General features: G+C 49.8%; 15 protein-coding genes. 1 reads left to right on the top strand and 14 read right to left on the bottom strand.

From position 1 onward, the window contains the following. Window positions 1–6 precede the first annotated feature (6 nt). The 11 genes from rlmN to MKY62_RS08810 all read right to left on the bottom strand — a co-directional run bounded on the left by rlmN (window position 7) and on the right by MKY62_RS08810 (window position 12,436). Window positions 7–1,095 carry a 23S rRNA (adenine(2503)-C(2))-methyltransferase RlmN gene (gene rlmN, locus MKY62_RS08860; RefSeq protein WP_025805142.1) on the bottom strand — a complete coding sequence of 363 codons (1,089 nt, stop codon included), beginning with the start codon at window positions 1,093–1,095 and terminating at the stop codon, window positions 7–9. Next, complete coding sequence (gene rsmB / locus MKY62_RS08855) at window positions 1,092–2,438, bottom strand: 16S rRNA (cytosine(967)-C(5))-methyltransferase RsmB (protein WP_003181671.1); 1,347 nt, start codon at window positions 2,436–2,438, stop codon at window positions 1,092–1,094. Before rsmB ends, rlmN begins: the two co-directional genes overlap by 4 nt. Then, window positions 2,428–3,378, bottom strand: coding sequence for a methionyl-tRNA formyltransferase (fmt, locus tag MKY62_RS08850; protein ID WP_003181670.1), 951 nt, complete (start codon window positions 3,376–3,378; stop codon window positions 2,428–2,430). Before fmt ends, rsmB begins: the two co-directional genes overlap by 11 nt. Window positions 3,379–3,382: 4 nt before the next feature. Next, window positions 3,383–3,865, bottom strand: coding sequence for a peptide deformylase (gene def / locus MKY62_RS08845; protein WP_009328532.1), 483 nt, complete (start codon window positions 3,863–3,865; stop codon window positions 3,383–3,385). Window positions 3,866–3,894: 29 nt separating this feature from the next. Further along, on the bottom strand, window positions 3,895–6,312 hold the full coding sequence (priA, locus tag MKY62_RS08840) for a primosomal protein N' (RefSeq protein WP_011197970.1): 2,418 nt from the start codon (window positions 6,310–6,312) through the stop codon (window positions 3,895–3,897). Then, a complete protein-coding gene (coaBC, locus tag MKY62_RS08835) occupies window positions 6,309–7,526 on the bottom strand; it encodes a bifunctional phosphopantothenoylcysteine decarboxylase/phosphopantothenate--cysteine ligase CoaBC (protein ID WP_016885767.1) in 1,218 nt (405 codons plus the stop codon). Before coaBC ends, priA begins: the two co-directional genes overlap by 4 nt. Window positions 7,527–7,607: 81 nt before the next feature. Then, on the bottom strand, window positions 7,608–7,808 hold the full coding sequence (gene rpoZ / locus MKY62_RS08830) for a DNA-directed RNA polymerase subunit omega (protein ID WP_003181661.1): 201 nt from the start codon (window positions 7,806–7,808) through the stop codon (window positions 7,608–7,610). Window positions 7,809–7,810: 2 nt separating this feature from the next. Further along, window positions 7,811–8,425: a guanylate kinase gene (gmk, locus tag MKY62_RS08825; protein WP_003181659.1), complete on the bottom strand. Its 615-nt coding sequence runs from the start codon at window positions 8,423–8,425 to the stop codon at window positions 7,811–7,813. 7 nt (window positions 8,426–8,432) lie between these two features. Beyond that, complete coding sequence (gene remA / locus MKY62_RS08820; protein ID WP_003181657.1) at window positions 8,433–8,702, bottom strand: extracellular matrix/biofilm regulator RemA; 270 nt, start codon at window positions 8,700–8,702, stop codon at window positions 8,433–8,435. Window positions 8,703–8,777: 75 nt separating this feature from the next. Continuing rightward, entirely contained in the window at window positions 8,778–9,653 is an 876-nt protein-coding gene (locus MKY62_RS08815) for a YicC/YloC family endoribonuclease (protein WP_003181655.1), read from the bottom strand. Between the two features lie 110 nt (window positions 9,654–9,763). Then, entirely contained in the window at window positions 9,764–12,436 is a 2,673-nt protein-coding gene (locus tag MKY62_RS08810) for a calcium-translocating P-type ATPase, SERCA-type (protein WP_016886440.1), read from the bottom strand. A gap of 146 nt (window positions 12,437–12,582) precedes the next feature. Between MKY62_RS08810 and MKY62_RS08805 the strand changes: the two genes are divergently transcribed. Continuing rightward, window positions 12,583–14,295, top strand: coding sequence for an NFACT RNA binding domain-containing protein (locus MKY62_RS08805; protein ID WP_009328535.1), 1,713 nt, complete (start codon window positions 12,583–12,585; stop codon window positions 14,293–14,295). A 20-nt stretch (window positions 14,296–14,315) separates the two neighbouring features. On the opposite strand, the gene MKY62_RS08800 is transcribed toward MKY62_RS08805, so the two are convergent. Genes MKY62_RS08800 through cobA form a run of 3 tightly spaced genes read right to left on the bottom strand, consistent with a single transcriptional unit; the run spans window position 14,316 to window position 16,351 of the window. Beyond that, complete coding sequence (locus MKY62_RS08800) at window positions 14,316–14,810, bottom strand: NAD(P)-dependent oxidoreductase (RefSeq protein ID WP_003181648.1); 495 nt, start codon at window positions 14,808–14,810, stop codon at window positions 14,316–14,318. After that, the gene (locus MKY62_RS08795) at window positions 14,791–15,576 is read right to left on the bottom strand and encodes a sirohydrochlorin chelatase (protein WP_003181646.1); all 786 of its coding nucleotides are present in this window, start codon (window positions 15,574–15,576) and stop codon (window positions 14,791–14,793) included. Before MKY62_RS08795 ends, MKY62_RS08800 begins: the two co-directional genes overlap by 20 nt. A 1-nt stretch (window position 15,577) precedes the next feature. Next, complete coding sequence (gene cobA, locus MKY62_RS08790) at window positions 15,578–16,351, bottom strand: uroporphyrinogen-III C-methyltransferase (RefSeq protein WP_003181644.1); 774 nt, start codon at window positions 16,349–16,351, stop codon at window positions 15,578–15,580. Window positions 16,352–16,381 lie beyond the last annotated feature (30 nt).

Raw genomic sequence — 16,381 nt, 5'->3', positions numbered from 1 at the left:
CTTGATTCACCTCGTCTCTTCCTGGCGCTCCTTTGCACGAAGCTGTCCGCAGGCAGCGTCAATATCATGGCCTTGCTCTCTTCTGATCGTGACATTTACTCCATGAGACTTTAATGTTTTTTCAAAGGCGAAAATCTGTTCTTTCGGTGTTCTGACATAGTCTCGTTCAGGTACATAGTTGACCGGAATCAAGTTGACGTGGCATTTGATTCCTTTTAGCAATTCAGCCAGCTCTTCCGCGTGTTCAACCTGATCGTTGACACCGCCGAAAAGCCCGTATTCAAACGTAACCCTTCTGCCGGTTTTCTTAATGTAGTAATCGACCGCTTTCATCAGATCGGGCAGCTTGTAGGCTCTGTTGATCGGCATCAGCCGGCTTCTGATCTCAGTGTTCGGCGCGTGCAGAGAAATCGCAAAGTTGATCTGCAGCTTTTCGTCTGCAAACTCGTAGATTTTCGGAATGATCCCGCTCGTTGATACGGTGATATGGCGCGCTCCGATATTCAGTCCTTTATCATGGTTGACGATTTTCAAGAACGCAAGCATTTCCTGAAAATTATCGAACGGCTCGCCGATTCCCATAATGACGATTGAGCTGACGCGTTCATCTGTTTCATCAAGCGCCTGCTGCACTTTGACAACCTGTGCGACGATCTCTCCGGCTTCCAGGTTCCGCTTTAAGCCGCCGAGGGTCGATGCGCAGAACGTACAGCCGATCCGGCAGCCCACCTGTGTCGTTACACAAACAGAATTGCCATATTCGTGCCGCATTAATACGGTCTCGATCGTGTAGCCGTCATGAAGCTCGAATAAAAACTTCATTGTTCCATCTTGGGAAGTCTGTTTGACGGCCGTTTTCAGCGTCGTTAATACGAAATGCTCATTCAGCTTTGTCCGCAGCTCTTTTGAAAGGTTTGTCATCTTTTCAAATGACGTGACTCTCTTTTCGTATAGCCATTCGAATATTTGCGCGGCGCGGAATGGCTTCTCGCCGTTTTCCGATAGCCAGCTTTTCAGTTCTTCTATTTCAAAAGAATAGATGGACGGTCTTTCTGTCCGCAATTCTTTTCTTACTTTTTGTTTCGATTCCATTATTGTGATCCCTTCTTTCTCATGCTGCAAATAAAGAAGCCGTCCGTTCCAAAGTAGTGGGGAAGGATTTGAATGCTTCCATCCTTGACATACGGCGCCGCTTTTTCGGGCAGCCGCTCGGCGAGGGTGGGGTCCGCTTCAAATTCGTCGTGTTCTTCCAAAAAAGCATGCATGACTTGTTCATTTTCGGTCGGGTCCATTGTGCATGTGCTGTAAACCAATGTCCCGCCTGTTTTCAATAAAGGTGCGATTTCGTTTAAAATCGCAAGCTGAATCCCGGCGAGACGCGCGCTGTCTTCGGGCGTTTTGCTGTATTTGAGATCCGGTTTTCTGCGGATGACGCCGAAGCCCGAACACGGGGCATCGACGAGGATCCGGTCGAACTGTTCCGGTTCGAAGACTTCTCCGGCTTTTCTGGCATCCAGCGCTCTTGCTTCAATGTTGGAAAGTCCAATCCGGCCTGCCGCTTCTTTGATCAGCTTTACTTTATGCTGATGAAGGTCCAGGGAGACGACCTTTCCCGTATCTTCGAGCAGTTCGCCGATATGAGTGGATTTTCCTCCCGGAGCTGCGCATGCATCCAGCACTGTTTCTCCCCGCTCAGGTCCAAGGGCTCTCGCTACTAGCATTGAGCTTTCATCTTGTATGGTGACTTCGCCTTCTTTGAAAAAAGGAGTGGACGCAATCGTTCCTTTCAGCAGTTTGACAGCGTCTTTGGACAAGTCGCCTTCTTCCGCCTCAATCCCCGCTTCATTCAGACGGGAAAGAAGCGTATCCCGGTCGTTTTTCAGCCTGTTGACGCGGATCGTCTGCTTCGGCGGGATCATATGAATCCGGCAGATTTGTTCTGCCGCTTCGAACCCGTAGGCATCCGTCCATTCTCTGACAAGCCACTCCGGATGGCTTGTCTCAACCGCAAGGCGTTCAATCGGATCGGCAATATCCGCAAAGGAAGGCACTCCTTCCCTCTGAACGGAGCGCAGAACACCGTTAACAAATGAAGATATTCCTTTATGCCCGCGTCTTTTAGCGATTTCAACGGCTTCAAAAAGAGCGGCCCGGTCAGGGATTTTCTCCAGGTATTCCATCTGATACAGCGACATTCTCAACAGATGGATGACCCAGTCTTTCACCTTTTCCGGCTTTTTAATAAACGGCTTCAGCATATAATCAAGCGCCAGCTTATTCTGAAGGGTGCCGTAAACGAGTTCTGTCAAAAGGCCTCTGTCTTTGTCGCTTAAATCGTTCGCTTTCATGGCAGACTGAAGCAAAAGATTGCTGTATGCCTGATTCTGGTCAAGCTTAATCAGTGCATCAAGCGCGACTTCTCTCACATTATTTTTCATCGTCATGACCCAATTTCATTCCGGCTTGAAGACCCGCTCCCCTGACAAAATCTTCAGCCTTCATTCTTTTTTTGCCGGCAGGCTGCACTTCCGTTAATTTTAACGCGGTGTCATTTCCGGTTGCGACGACAATGCCGTCTTTTTCAACGGTGACGATCTCCCCCGGCTCTGCCTGTTTTAAGGCTTGGCATTTTTTCGCGGCCCATACTTTCAGCGTCTGGCCGTTTAAGACCGTGTATGCGACAGGCCAAGGATTCAAGCCTCTGACTTGGTTGTACAGGACTTCGCCGGGCTTAGACCAGTCGATCAGTTCCTGCTCGCGTTTAATGTTCGGCGCGTATGTCGCTTTCTGTTCATCCTGTTTTTCCGGGGTTACCGAACCGTCAATGATTCTCGGAACCGTTTCGGAAAGAAGCGCAGCTCCGGCCTTGCTCAGCTTATCGTGGAGCGTGCCGACATTATCTGTTTCTTCGATGTCAACTTCAACCTTGGCGAGCATATCGCCTGCATCCAATTTTTCGACCATGTACATGATCGTCACGCCTGTTTTCTCTTTGCCTTCCAGAATGGCGTAATGGATCGGGGCTCCTCCGCGCAGCTCCGGCAGAAGAGAGGCATGGACATTGATACAGCCGTATTTCGGATAATCGAGGAGCTTTTTCGGCAGGATCTGTCCGAATGCCGCCGTTACGATTAAATCGGGTTCAAGCGCCAAAATCTTGTCCGTTTCCGCTTCTTCCCTCACTTTCTCAGGCTGGAGCACGGGAATGCCGCGGCGCAGCGCTTCCTCCTTGACAGGCGGCGGAGTCATCACCTTTTTTCTGCCTTTCGGGCGGTCAGGCTGGGTGACGACACCCACTACCTCATAGCCGTCATCAATCAATGTGCCGAGCACCGGGACGGAAAAATCCGGCGTTCCCATAAAAACGATCCTTGTCATCCAATCATCCTTCCATTTCCTCAAGTTCTTCCGCATCATAATAGCGCGTTACTTTTGATGTGAATAAAATACCGTCCAAATGGTCGATTTCGTGCAGCAGCGCACGCGCCAAAAAGCCCTCAGCTTCAATCGTAAACGGTTTCCCGCGGCGGTCGAACGCCTTGACCTTTACATAATCGGAACGCTTCACTTCACCGTATAGATCAGGAAAGCTCAAACAGCCTTCAGGACCCGTTTGTTCACCGCTCTCTTCGATGACCTCCGGGTTGACCAGTTCAATTCTTCCCGTGTCATCGCCGATATCGACGACTGCCGCTCTTTTTGAAACGCCGATTTGCGGAGCGGCCAGTCCGACTCCGTCCAGCTCAAGCATCGTATCATACATATTGTCGAGTAGTTTCTTTAATGATTTATCAAAAGACGCAACGGGTTCGGCAGGGGTCTCAAGAACCTCCGCCGGATACGTTACGATCGGTTTTACTGCCAATCTAAAAGCCCTCCATCACACTGTTATTTTTACATCATCATATATGGATTCATGTCGATCGAAATCGCCAATTGCTTTTGTTCAATGTCTCGTTTGTAATGATCCATAATGTTTTTAAGCAACGATGTAAGCTGGTTTTCCTGTTTGTATTTTATCACGCATTGATAGCGATATCTATCTTTGATCCTGGCGATCGGAGATGCGACAGGGCCGAGAATCTTCGCCTCGCTTGAAATGTTCTTTTTTAAATAGGTGGCGATTTTTTCAGTCACGAGTGCCGCCTTCGTCACTTCCTCGTGCGATACGCTGACCAGCGCCAAATAATAATATGGAGGATAGGCCTGTTCCCTTCTGTGCAGCATCTCCTGCCGGAAGAATGTTTCATAATCATGCGTTTTTGTGAGCTGAATGCTGTAATGGGACGGTGTGTACGTCTGAATGATCACCTTGCCCGGCTTTTCGTGGCGCCCCGCTCTTCCGCTCACCTGCGTCATCAGCTGGAACGTTTTTTCAGCGGCTCTGAAATCGGGGATGTGAAGCATCGTATCCGCGCTCAAGACACCGACGAGCGTGACGTTTTCGAAATCGAGCCCTTTGGCGATCATCTGCGTTCCAAGCAGGATATCGGCTTCGCCTCTGCCAAAGGATGTGAGCAGCTTTTCATGCGCTCCCTTTCTTGAGGTTGTATCGACATCCATGCGGATCACCCTTGCAGCCGGCAGAACCTTCGTCAATTCTTCTTCGACCCGCTGTGTGCCTGTACCAAAGTAGCGGATATGCTCGCTTCCGCATTCGGGGCAGCTTGACGGCATGCCGGTTTCATAGCCGCAGTAATGGCACTTCAGACGCTGTCCATACCTGTGGTACGTCAATGAAATTTCACAATGAGGACACTGGATGACATATCCGCAGTCCCTGCACATGACAAATGAGGAATAGCCTCTTTTGTTTAAAAACAGAACGGCCTGCTCTCCTTTTTCAAGAGTTTCCTCAAGCCCGGCCATTAAGTCTTTGGAAAACATCGAGCGGTTTCCGCTGCGCAGTTCCTCTCTCATATCGACGAGAGACACGTCGGGCATGACTTGGTGATTGACGCGGTGCTTGAGAGAAAGAAGCTTGTACACGCCTTTTTTCGCCCTCGCGAACGATTCGAGCGTCGGCGTCGCACTGCCGAGCACGACCGGACACCGGTGGTATTTGGCCCTTTGAATCGCCGCTTCTTTCGCATGGTATCTCGGCATCTCCTCCTGCTTGTACGATGTTTCGTGCTCTTCATCAATTATAATCATGCCGAGATTTTCAAACGGCGCGAAAATCGCCGAGCGCGCCCCGACGACAAGCCGGACTTCTTTGCGGTGGATTTTCCGCCATTCATCATATTTTTCTCCTGTTGAAAGCCCGCTGTGCAGTACGGCTACCTGCGAGCCAAAGCGCCCTTTAAAGCGGTTGACCATCTGCGGCGTCAGGGAAATTTCCGGAACGAGAACGATCGCTTCTTTGCCGGCTTCCAGCACCTTTTCGATCGATTGCAGATAGACTTCCGTTTTTCCGCTTCCGGTCACTCCGTGAAGAAGAAACACATCGTGCCGCTTTTCTTCGATTGCATCCGCTATCGCCTCGTAGGCCTGCGCCTGCTCTTCAGTCAGCGGAAGCGGTTCGGTTTTTTTGAACATTCTGTCCTGATAAGGATCCCTGTAAACCTCCTCTTCGCTTTCCTTTAACAGCCCCTTGTCGATGAGCGCTTTCAAGGACGCGGAAGAGCCCCCCGTTTTGTCGATCAGATCCTTTGCCGGAACAGCGCCGCCCTCTTTGCGGTCGATGAAAAACTGAAGGATCGCTTTTTGTTTGACAGCTTGCGGAGAGAGGCCGGCAAGCGCTTCTTTTAAATGTTCTTTCGCGCAAAGGGGGGCGATCATTCTCCGCATTTTTTTGTTTGTTTTCTGCTTTACTTTATACGCCACTTCAAGATTGCCTTCTTGAACCTGGCGCTGAATCAGCTTTAATGTTCCGTGGTCATTTATATCGGAATAAGAAAGCGTCTCTTTTTGCGAGAACAAGGTTTTTAGCGGTTCGGGAAGCGGTTTATCGCCGATCACCTTGATTTCTTTGCCGTATTTTGCTTTCATAGCCGCGGGGAGCATCGCCTGCAAAGCCGTAATTTTAAAAGAAAGTGTTTTTTCTGTCAGCCAGTCTGACAGCTCAAGCAGCTCCTCCGTCAAAACGGGCGCCAGATCAAGGATATCCTCGATATCCTTAACCGAACGGCCGGCAAGCTCCGACGATTCTTTCACGCTGGTGACAAATCCCTGGATTTTGCGGGCGCCGAACGGAACGATCACGCGCATCCCTTTTTTAATCATACCTTTGAATTTGTCGGGGATGCGGTAATCAAACGGTCTGTCGATATTTTTCGTTGTAACATCGACGATCACTTCAGCGAAGTTCATGAAGACGTCCCGCTCCATCCGGCAAGCTCAGCGGCTTCCTTCAAGACTGCGGCGGCAACCTCCCGCTTTGACATTAGAGGATGCGCCGTCTTTTTGCCGTCTCGATGAAACACCGTCACGATGTTGGTTTCCGTTCCAAAACCGGCGCCTTCAGCCGTGATATTGTTAGCGACAATCATATCGAGATTTTTCGTCTCCAGCTTTTGTTTGGCATAGTCTTCGACGTGCTGCGTTTCGGCTGCAAAGCCGACCAAGATTTGCTTTGTTTTCCGCTCTCCCAGCGCTTTTAAAATATCCTTCGTCCGTTCAAGCTCAATGACGAGGCCGCCGTCCTTTTTCTTCATTTTTTGATCGTGGACATGTTTTGGCCTGTAATCAGCGACAGCTGCTGTTTTAATGACGATGTCGCTCTCATCGAAAACAGACAGAGCCGCTTGATACATATCTTCTGCGGACTGAACATGAATCACGTCGACCCCTGCGGGATCATCAAGCGATGTCGGGCCTGCAATCAGCGTCACGTGCGCTCCCATTCGTGCCGCTTCCTCAGCGAAAGCATAGCCCATTTTCCCTGTCGAACGGTTGGAGAAAAAGCGGACGGGATCGACTTGTTCTCTTGTCGGCCCCGCTGTAATTACGACGCGCTTTCCTTCAAGCAAACCGCTTTTTTCGCTTGAAAAATACGACTCTGCCAACTGGACGATCCGCTCAGGCTCTTCCAGTCTGCCTTTGCCGATATAGCCGCACGCAAGGTAGCCTTCACTCGGTTCGATAAACCGGTAGCCGTCTTTGTAAAGAACGCTGATGTTCCGCTGAACGGCCGGGTGGTCGTACATATGAACGTTCATCGCCGGAGCGATCCACACCGGCGCTGTCGTCGCCAAAAGCGTCGTCGTCAGCATGTCGTCAGCGATGCCTGAGGCGAGTTTTCCGATCACATTGGCCGTAGCCGGAGCAACGATCACGAGATCCGCCCAATCTGCGGCATCGATATGGGCGATGACACGGGGATTCGGTTCTTCGAACGTATTGGTATATACTTCATTGCGCGAAAGCGCCTGAAAGGTGAGCGGAGACACAAATTCACAGGCGGATTTTGTCATGATGACTTTCACATTGGCTCCTGCCTGCACGAGCTTGCTCGTTAAGGCGGCCGCTTTGTATACCGCGATTCCTCCGCTTACTCCCAGCAGGATGTTGCGATTTTTCAGCATCGTATTTCTCCCCCTTATGTTCTGTTCGCCAGCCCTGAAAAAAATAACAACCTAGTGTATAGGTTGCTATTTTTAAGGCTATTAGCGATTTTCCTTTTCGAATGTAAGCAGTCCGGCATCAATTTCTTCCAATGCTTTGCCTACAAATTTATGCGACTTCGGATTTTCGATCTGCGCGTCTTTGTTCATCTGCATTTCGCGGGCGCGCCGTGCGGATACGGTAACGAGCGTGTATTTTGAATCCAGTTTGTTCATTAAAGAGTCAATTGACGGATCTAGCATATTTATTCAACCTCCAGCATTTTCTTATATCTTGGAGCAACTCGGTCGCGCCGTAAATGTTCGGCGAGAACGATTGCTTTGATTCTTTCGCACGCAAGCTCAATGCTGTCATTTTCGACAACATAGTCATAGGCGTCCATCAGTTCGATTTCTTCCTTCGCCGCTTTCATCCGGTTTTCGATCAGGGCTTCTGTTTCTGTCCCTCTTGTGACAATCCGGTTTTTCAATTCGGCGAGGCTCGGAGGCGCCAAAAAGATAAACAAGCCTTCAGGAAATGCCTTTCTGACTTGCAGCGCACCCTGGACTTCGATTTCAAGAAAAACGTCCCTTCCGCTTTCAAGCGTCTGTTCGACGTAGTCAACGGGTGTTCCGTAATAGTTGCCGACATATTCGGCCCATTCGAGCAGCTTGTTGTTCTCGATCATCTCTTCGAACTCTTCGCGCGTCTTAAAAAAGTAGTCGACGCCGTCTCTTTCGCCTTGACGCGGTTTTCTTGTCGTCACCGAAATCGAATATTCAAATTTTGTGTCCTCCTGAGCAAACAGCGCCTGCCTGACTGTTCCTTTTCCGACGCCGGAAGGGCCGGAGAGAACGATTAACAAACCTCTTTCTTTCATAAAGCTCTTATCCCTGCCCTTCATCCATAATTTCTTCTTTAACGGAAAGCCTTTGTGCTACTGTCTCAGGCTGGACGGCAGATAAGATGATATGGTCACTGTCCATAATGACAACCGCACGGGTTCTTCTTCCATATGTAGCATCTATAAGCATGCCGCGGTCTCTGGCATCCTGGATCATCCGCTTAATAGGCGCGGACTCAGGACTCACAATCGAGATCAGCCGATTCGCGGATATGATATTTCCAAAGCCGATATTGATCAGTTTAATCGTCATCCTATACGTTCCCCCTGTACTTGGACGTCTCTAGTTTAACCTGCAGAGAACATCCGTAAACAATACGCACAATCGCTATTCTATATTTTGCACTTGTTCTTTTATTTTTTCAATAGAGCTTTTCATTTCGACCACATGTTTTGTGATCTGGTGATCATTCGCTTTTGAACCGATCGTGTTCGCTTCACGGTTGAGCTCCTGGACGAGGAAATCGAGCTTTCTCCCCGCGGCTCCTCCCGCTTTGCAAATATCGCGGAACTGGCGGAAATGGCTTTTCAGCCTCGTCACTTCTTCCGTGATATCCGAACGGTCTGCAAACAGTGCGACTTCCGTCAGCAGGCGGCTTTCATCGAGACCGTCTGTTGACCATTCTTCAAGCCGCGCCTCAAGGCGTTCCCGATAGTGGTCGACGACCTTGGGAGCAAGCTCTGCGATGTCGTCTGTCAGCTTTTCAAGCCTTTCAATATGCTGAAGGCAGTCGTCCTTCAGCCTCAGCCCTTCCGCTTCGCGCATGCTGCACAATTCTAGAACGGCAGCCTCGACCGCTTCTAGAAGAACCTCTTCAAGCTTGTCATTTTGGATTGGCTCTTCTTCAACTTGGATGACATGCTCAAACTGAAAGGCGTCTTGAAGCGTGATGTCTCCAGAAAGCCCGCAGCGGTCTTTCATTTCGCGCGCGGCTTTCTGGTACTCTTCAAGCAGCGGCCAGTCAACCTGGATTTTCCGGGTGACCAGAGCCTCGTCGTCAACGGAAACAAACAGCTCCAGCCGCCCCCTTTGTATATGTTTAAAAATCGTTTGCTTTATTTTGTCTTCTAAATAGAGCAAAGGTCTTGGCATGCGGGCGTTTACTTCTTTAAACCGATAGTTGACAGATTTCAGCTCAACAGCTGCTGTCAGCCCATCCTTCGTTTTGCTCGCGCTGCCGAAACCGGTCATACTCCGTATCATAAAACACACCCAATTCCGTATAAGTGAAAAAGACTTTCTTTGATTTAAATTTACGCAAGATGAAAAGGCAATAGAAACCTCTATTACCTTTAAGATTATATCATACAAGCCTATTTTTTTCTTGTCAAAAGTGACCCGGCCAGTAAAAAAGTTGGAATCGCCGACATTCCGACAATCAGGAGCCAGTCTGCCATTAAAATCGGAACCGTATGGAAAATCGGCTGCAGCGGCGGATAATAAATAACGACAAGCATCAAAAGAATCGAAGACAGCACTGCACCGAGCAAATAAATGTTTTCAAACGGATTGCGGTCAAAGATGGACCGCTCGCTTCGGCAGTCGAACACGTGGATCAGCTGCGCAAGGACGAGCGTTGCAAATGCAACCGTCTGTGCATACTCAAGCGCTTCTGGATTGCGGTTATAAATGAACATAAACGCCCCGAGTGTCGCGATTCCGATTAAGAATCCGCGCGATACGACCTTCCAGCCGAGCCCCCTTGCACACACGCCTTCTTTCGGACTCCGCGGCTTTCTCTGCATCACATCGTCCTCAGGCTGATCCATGCCGAGCGCCATGGCAGGCAGGCCGTCCGTTACAAGGTTGACCCACAGAATCTGTATCGGGACAAGCGGCAGCGGCAGAGCGAGCAGCATTGCAAACAGCATGACCAAAATTTCGCCGACATTGGATGCGAGCAAGTATCTGATGAACTTTCTAATATTTTCATAGATATTGCGTCCTTCCTTGATGGCCGATTTAATCGTTGCAAAATTATCATCGACAAGGATGAGTGAGGACGCCTCCTTGGCGACATCCGTTCCCGTAATCCCCATCGATATGCCGATATCCGCCTGTTTAATCGCAGGGGCATCATTGACTCCGTCTCCCGTCATGGCGACGATGTGGCCGTTTTCCTGGTAGGCGGTCACGATCTTCAGCTTATGTTCGGGCGACACCCTTGCAAATACGTAAACATCGTCAACAATTTCCGCCAATTCTTCCTGCGAGAGTTCGTTCAGCATCTGGCCGTCCATGACCTTTCCGCGCGGAGGCAGCAATCCGAGATCTTTTGCAATCGCCGTCGCCGTTATCACATGGTCCCCGGTGATCATGACCGTTTTGATCCCCGCTTCCCGGCATTCTTTAATCGCTGTTTTCACTTCGGGCCGCGGCGGATCGATCATCCCTAACAGCCCGATGAAAGTTAAGCCTGACTCCGCTTTTTCGAGCGGGGGATTTTCTGTATCTTTGATCGGTTTATACGCGACGGCAATCGTTCTCAGCGCCTGTGACGCAAGAGTTTCCAGCGCCGCGCTTGTTTCAGCGAGCCTTTCCTTTGTGAAGATTTCTCGCTTTTCTTCTGTCAGCGTATGCGACGAACGCTTCATCAATACATCCGGCGCGCCCTTTGTAATGACAAAGCGCTTGCCGCTCTTGTCTTCCACAATGACAGACATCATTTTCCGCGTTGAATCAAACGGAAACTCCTCGATGATTTTAAAATGTTCATCAACATATTTGTCCGTAAAGCCTGCTTTTCGAGCCGCCGTCAGCAAAGCCCCTTCGGTGGGATCGCCATCAAGACGAAACTCCCCGTCTTTTTCGATAATCGAAGATGAATTGCATAATGCGCCGAACAATAGTACCTGCTGGAGCGGTTTATGATGCTTTGCTTGCACATCGCGCCCGTTCATGCTGAAAGAGCCTTCAGGCTCATAGCCGATCCCTGACACGTTCCATATCTTCCCGCCTGACCAGACATGGGTGACCGTCATTTTGTTCTGCGTCATCGTCCCGGTTTTATCGGAGCAAATAATGGACGCGCAGCCGAGCGTCTCAACCGCGGGCAGCTTCCTGACGATCGACTTTTGCCTGATCATCCGCTGCACGCCGAGAGACAGAGCGACCGTGACAATGGCAGGCAGCCCTTCAGGTATGGCAGCGACGGCAAGGGAAACTCCCGCTAAAAACATGCTGTATAAATCATGCCCCTGAATGACGCCGGCAGCAACGACAAGCAGTGTCAGGAACAAAGCGGCGACAATCAAAATTTTGCCGAGCTCTTCAAGCCTTCTTTGCAGCGGGGTCGCCGTATTCCCGGCAGATTCAAGCATATCGGCGATTTTCCCCATCGCAGAGTTCATACCCGTACCGATGACGACGCCGATTCCGCTCCCCCTTGTGACAAGCGTTCCCATGAAAGCCATATTCTTCAGATCGCCCAGCGATACATCTGACGCCTGAAAAGCATCTGCCTGTTTGGACACGGGGAGCGATTCACCTGTAAGGGCCGATTCTTCTATTTCAAGGCTCTTTGTCTCGACAAGTCTGAGATCGGCGCCGATTCTGTCTCCGCTTGCAAAACGGACAACATCTCCCGGGACAAGCTCTTTGGAAGGAATTTTCACCCAATTCCCCTCCCGGAGCACAGCCACTTGAGGAGCTGACAGTTCTTTCAAAGCCTCGAGCGACCTTTCCGCCCGCCTCTCCTGAAAGAATCCGAGAATGCCGTTAACAAAGATGATCGCGATGATCGCGATGGCGTCAATGTATTCGCCGAGGAAACCCGAAATCAACGTGGCCGCAAGCAAAACAAGAACCATGAAATCTTTGAATTGAGAAAAAAACAATGCGACCGCCGATGTTTTTTCCCCTTCCTGAAGTTCGTTTGTTCCGTGTCTTTCCAGCCGCTTTCCGGCCTCTTTTTCTGTTAGACCTTTGTCGATGGACGTTTTTGTTATATTTAACAATTCGGTTTGTCCCATCTCGTGCCATTTCATTGAATCGTCCACTCCTCCTGCCCTAAAGGTTGCTTTTGGTGTATCCATCTCTATAAGTCAATTTATTCAGACTCGTCCCAAATCATGCTATAATTATTGAATGGACGTTTTACGAAGAGGATTAACGAGAAAAGGGAGTTTTTCATATGTCTTTTGACGGCATTTTTACATACGGAATGATCGAGGAATTAAATGAGGCGATTCGAGGCGGACGGATCGCAAAAATCCACCAGCCGTTTAAGCACGAGCTAGTGTTTCATATCAGGGCAAACGGGAAGAACCGCAAATTGCTGCTCTCCGCCCATCCGAGTTATGCGCGGGTACACCTGACAAACGAAACCTACGACAACCCGAGCACCCCTCCGATGTTCTGCATGCTCCTCCGCAAACATCTGGAAGGCGGCTTTATCGACCAAGTCGAGCAAATCGGCATGGACAGAATGATGGTCTTTCATATCAGGAGCCGGAACGAAATCGGCGACACGCTGACAAGAAAGCTGATGGTCGAAATCATGGGCAGGCACAGCAACATCGTGTTAACAGACGGAGAAAAAGACGTCATCATCGACAGTTTGAAGCATCTGTCACCTGCGATGAACAGCTACCGCACCGTGCTCCCGGGATACGATTACATTCTCCCTCCCGCGCAGAACAAATTGTCTCCGCTTGAAGCGGAGACTGAAGATATTCTCCGCCATCTGAATTTCCAGGAAGGCAAACTTGACAGGCAGATCGTCGATACCTTCTCCGGCGTCTCGCCTCTGTTTGCGAAGGAAGCCGTCTTTCGCGCGGGTCTAGCCAACAGGGCGACACTGCCAAACGTCTTGACGGAGATGTTCAGCGAAATCAAAAGCCGGCGTTTTCAGCCCCAGCTTGTCACCACAGAAGACGGAAAAGAATATTTTTACCTTCTTGAGCTGACCCATATAAAAGGAGACAACAGGCCCTTTCATACGCTGAGCGAACTTCTTGACCGCTACTATTTCGGAAAAGCGGAGCGTGACCGCGTCAAACAGCAGGCTCACGATTTAGAGCGTTTCGCGGCAAACGAAAAGAAAAAGAACGAAAATAAAATCAAAAAGCTGAAAAAAACGCTTGAGCAGTCCGAACACGCGCAAGACTATCAGCTGTACGGAGAGCTGTTGACAGCGAACCTGTACCAGCTGAAAAAAGGGGACAAAGAGGCGAAGGTCATCAACTACTATGATGAAAACGGCGGAGAAATCACGATTCCGCTCAATCCTAATAAAACGCCTTCTGAAAATGCACAAAGCTATTTTACAAAATATCAAAAAGCGAAAAATTCGGTAGAAGTCGTGAAGGAGCAGATCAAATTGGCAGAAGAGGAAATCGCTTATTTCGACCAGCTGATTCAGCAGCTTTCATCTGCCTCACCGAAAGATATAACCGAAATTCGCGAAGAGCTCGCCGAAGGAAAATACTTGCGGGCCAAGCAGCAAGGGGGCCAGAAGAAACAGAAAAAACAGGCGCCGACGCTCGAAGCATATGAGTCCAGCTCAGGAGAAACGATTCTCGTCGGCAAAAACAACAAGCAGAACGAATATTTAACGATGAAGCTTGCCGCCCGCGACCACATCTGGCTTCACACAAAAGATATTCCGGGGTCGCACGTCGTCATTCAATCGACCGATCCGGACGAGCAAACCATTCTGGAAGCGGCGCAGATCGCTGCATATTACAGCAAAGCGAAAAACTCCGCTTCGGTTCCCGTCGACTATACAAAAATACGCCACGTCAAAAAACCGAATGGCGCAAAACCGGGGTTTGTCACCTACGACAGCCAGCAAACCGTTTTTGTAACACCTGATGAAGACTTGATCATCAAGCTGAAAAAATAATAATGCCAAAAGCCTGAACCTCAAGGGTTCAGGCCTCTTCTTTTTCGGAAAAGCTCGTCGATCTCTTGGACGAGCTCATCATCGATCAAATCATCGATCTGTCCGGCCAGCCTGATCGTGTGGCGCGGGCTGGCTCCGTTTGTTGAGACGGATATGGTTATGTTTCCTCTGTTGATTATTTTTGGAACATATACATTTCCCAGCTCCGCTTCACTCGCAACATTGACGAGCTGCTCAGGAGCTGCCGATGCGGCGAGACGCTTGTTTGCCTCATGGTCATCGGTCGCAAGAATGATCAGAAATGCATTCTTGAAATCACCGGGTTCCGCCTTTTTCTTCTTCCATTCGATGCCGTGTTCGTTAATCAATCCGAGCATCTCTTCTGATGCTTCAGGGCTGATGACGGTCGCGGATGCACCTTCTGCCAGCACCGTTTTCAGCCGCCGCGCCGCAATCTTCCCCCCGCCCGCAATGACTGCGGCTTTGCCTTTCATGTTAATGTGCAGCGGCAGCATCTGATGCTCCTGTAAAATCAAAGCGGCCGGCTTTGTTGATAACCGCTTCCTCTACGCGGTGCAAAAAGGCGTTTTTTACATGGGGGTGGAAGCCGAGGTAATCCGTCAGCACGACATTCGGATTCGTTTCTTTCAGCTTTGCGGTTTCCCTTTCAATCTCGTTCATCAGCATACCGGTGAACAGCAGATACGGAACGATGAATGTCGTTTTTCCGTCCCGTTCTTTAAGCTGTTTAAACACATCCAGGTAGTGCGGCTCACAGGCTGTCATAAAGCAGGGAATGACCTCATCCACTGGTGTGAGGTCTCTCAGCCGTTCGCAAATATCATAAACATCCCGTTTGACATCCGGATCAGAGCTTCCCCTTCCGATCAACACGACTCTTGCATGTTCATATGGCGTCCCCGTTTCTTCGATCCTTGTAAAAACCGCTTTGACGACTTCCTGATCGACGCCGATCGGCTTTCCGTAAGCGACGCTGACGGAAGGGTACTGTGAGGAAGCACGGGCAAGCTCTTCAGGGATGTCCCTTTTGGCATGTGCGGCTGTCAAGAGGAGAAGCGGCACGGCCGCGATATGCGTCGCCCCCTTTTCCACACACGCTTTAAAGCCGGTTTCGATATCCGGTGCCGCCAATTCCAAAAAAGATATTTCCTGAATGGGGGCGGACATGTTTTCTTTGCAGCTCTCCAAAAAAGCGGCTGCTTCTGTTTGGGCTCTTTTCAGACGGCTTCCATGGCCGATATATAAAATCGCTTGTTTCATATTAAAGCGCCTCGCTTAATGCCGGATCTTTCAGCTCAGGTTCAAACCAGCTTAACTGCGAGCTGAATTGAACGACATCCCCGATGACAATCAGGCTCGGGTTTTCAATCTTTTCGCTTTCGACTGTACCGGCAAGCGTTTCAACCGTGCAAAGCACCGTTTTTTGTTTGTCTGTCGTTCCCCAATGGATGAAAGCGGCTGGCGTTGACGGGTCTCTGCCGTTTTCGATCAGAAGCCTTTCAATTTGCTTCACGTTTTTAATCCCCATATAAATGACAAGCGTATCGATCCCTGTGGCTAACGCTTTCCACTTCTCTTCAAAGTTTTCTTCTTTTTGATAATGGCCTGTCACGAAAGCAACGTTTGAACTCGCTTCCCGGTGTGTCACCGGAATGCCCGCATAAGCAGCGGCAGCTATTCCCGAGGTGATTCCCGGCACGATTTCAAAAGCAACCCCGTGCTCAGCGAGGGTTTGCGCTTCCTCGCCGCCTCTGCCGAATACGAAAGGATCGCCGCCTTTCAGTCTGACAACGGTTTTCCCTTTTTTCGCATACTTGACGAGAAAATGATTGATCGTTTCCTGCTTCATCATGTGGTAGTCCGGAAGCTTTCCGCAGTAGATGAGATCCGCTCCCTCCTTGGCGTGCTGTAAAATCTGTTTATTCACAAGCCTGTCATACAAAATGACATCGGCTGTCTGGATGGCTTTTAAAGCTTTGATCGTCAGTAAATCGGGGTCTCCAGGACCTGCCCCAACGATATATACTTTCCCCATCTTAGATCTCCCCCCGATCTGATCAACGTC

Source organism: Bacillus sp. FSL R7-0646, assembly GCF_037969865.1.
Classification (GTDB): Bacteria; Bacillota; Bacilli; order Bacillales; family Bacillaceae; genus Bacillus; species Bacillus licheniformis.
This window is presented reverse-complemented; position numbering and strand designations above follow the sequence as displayed.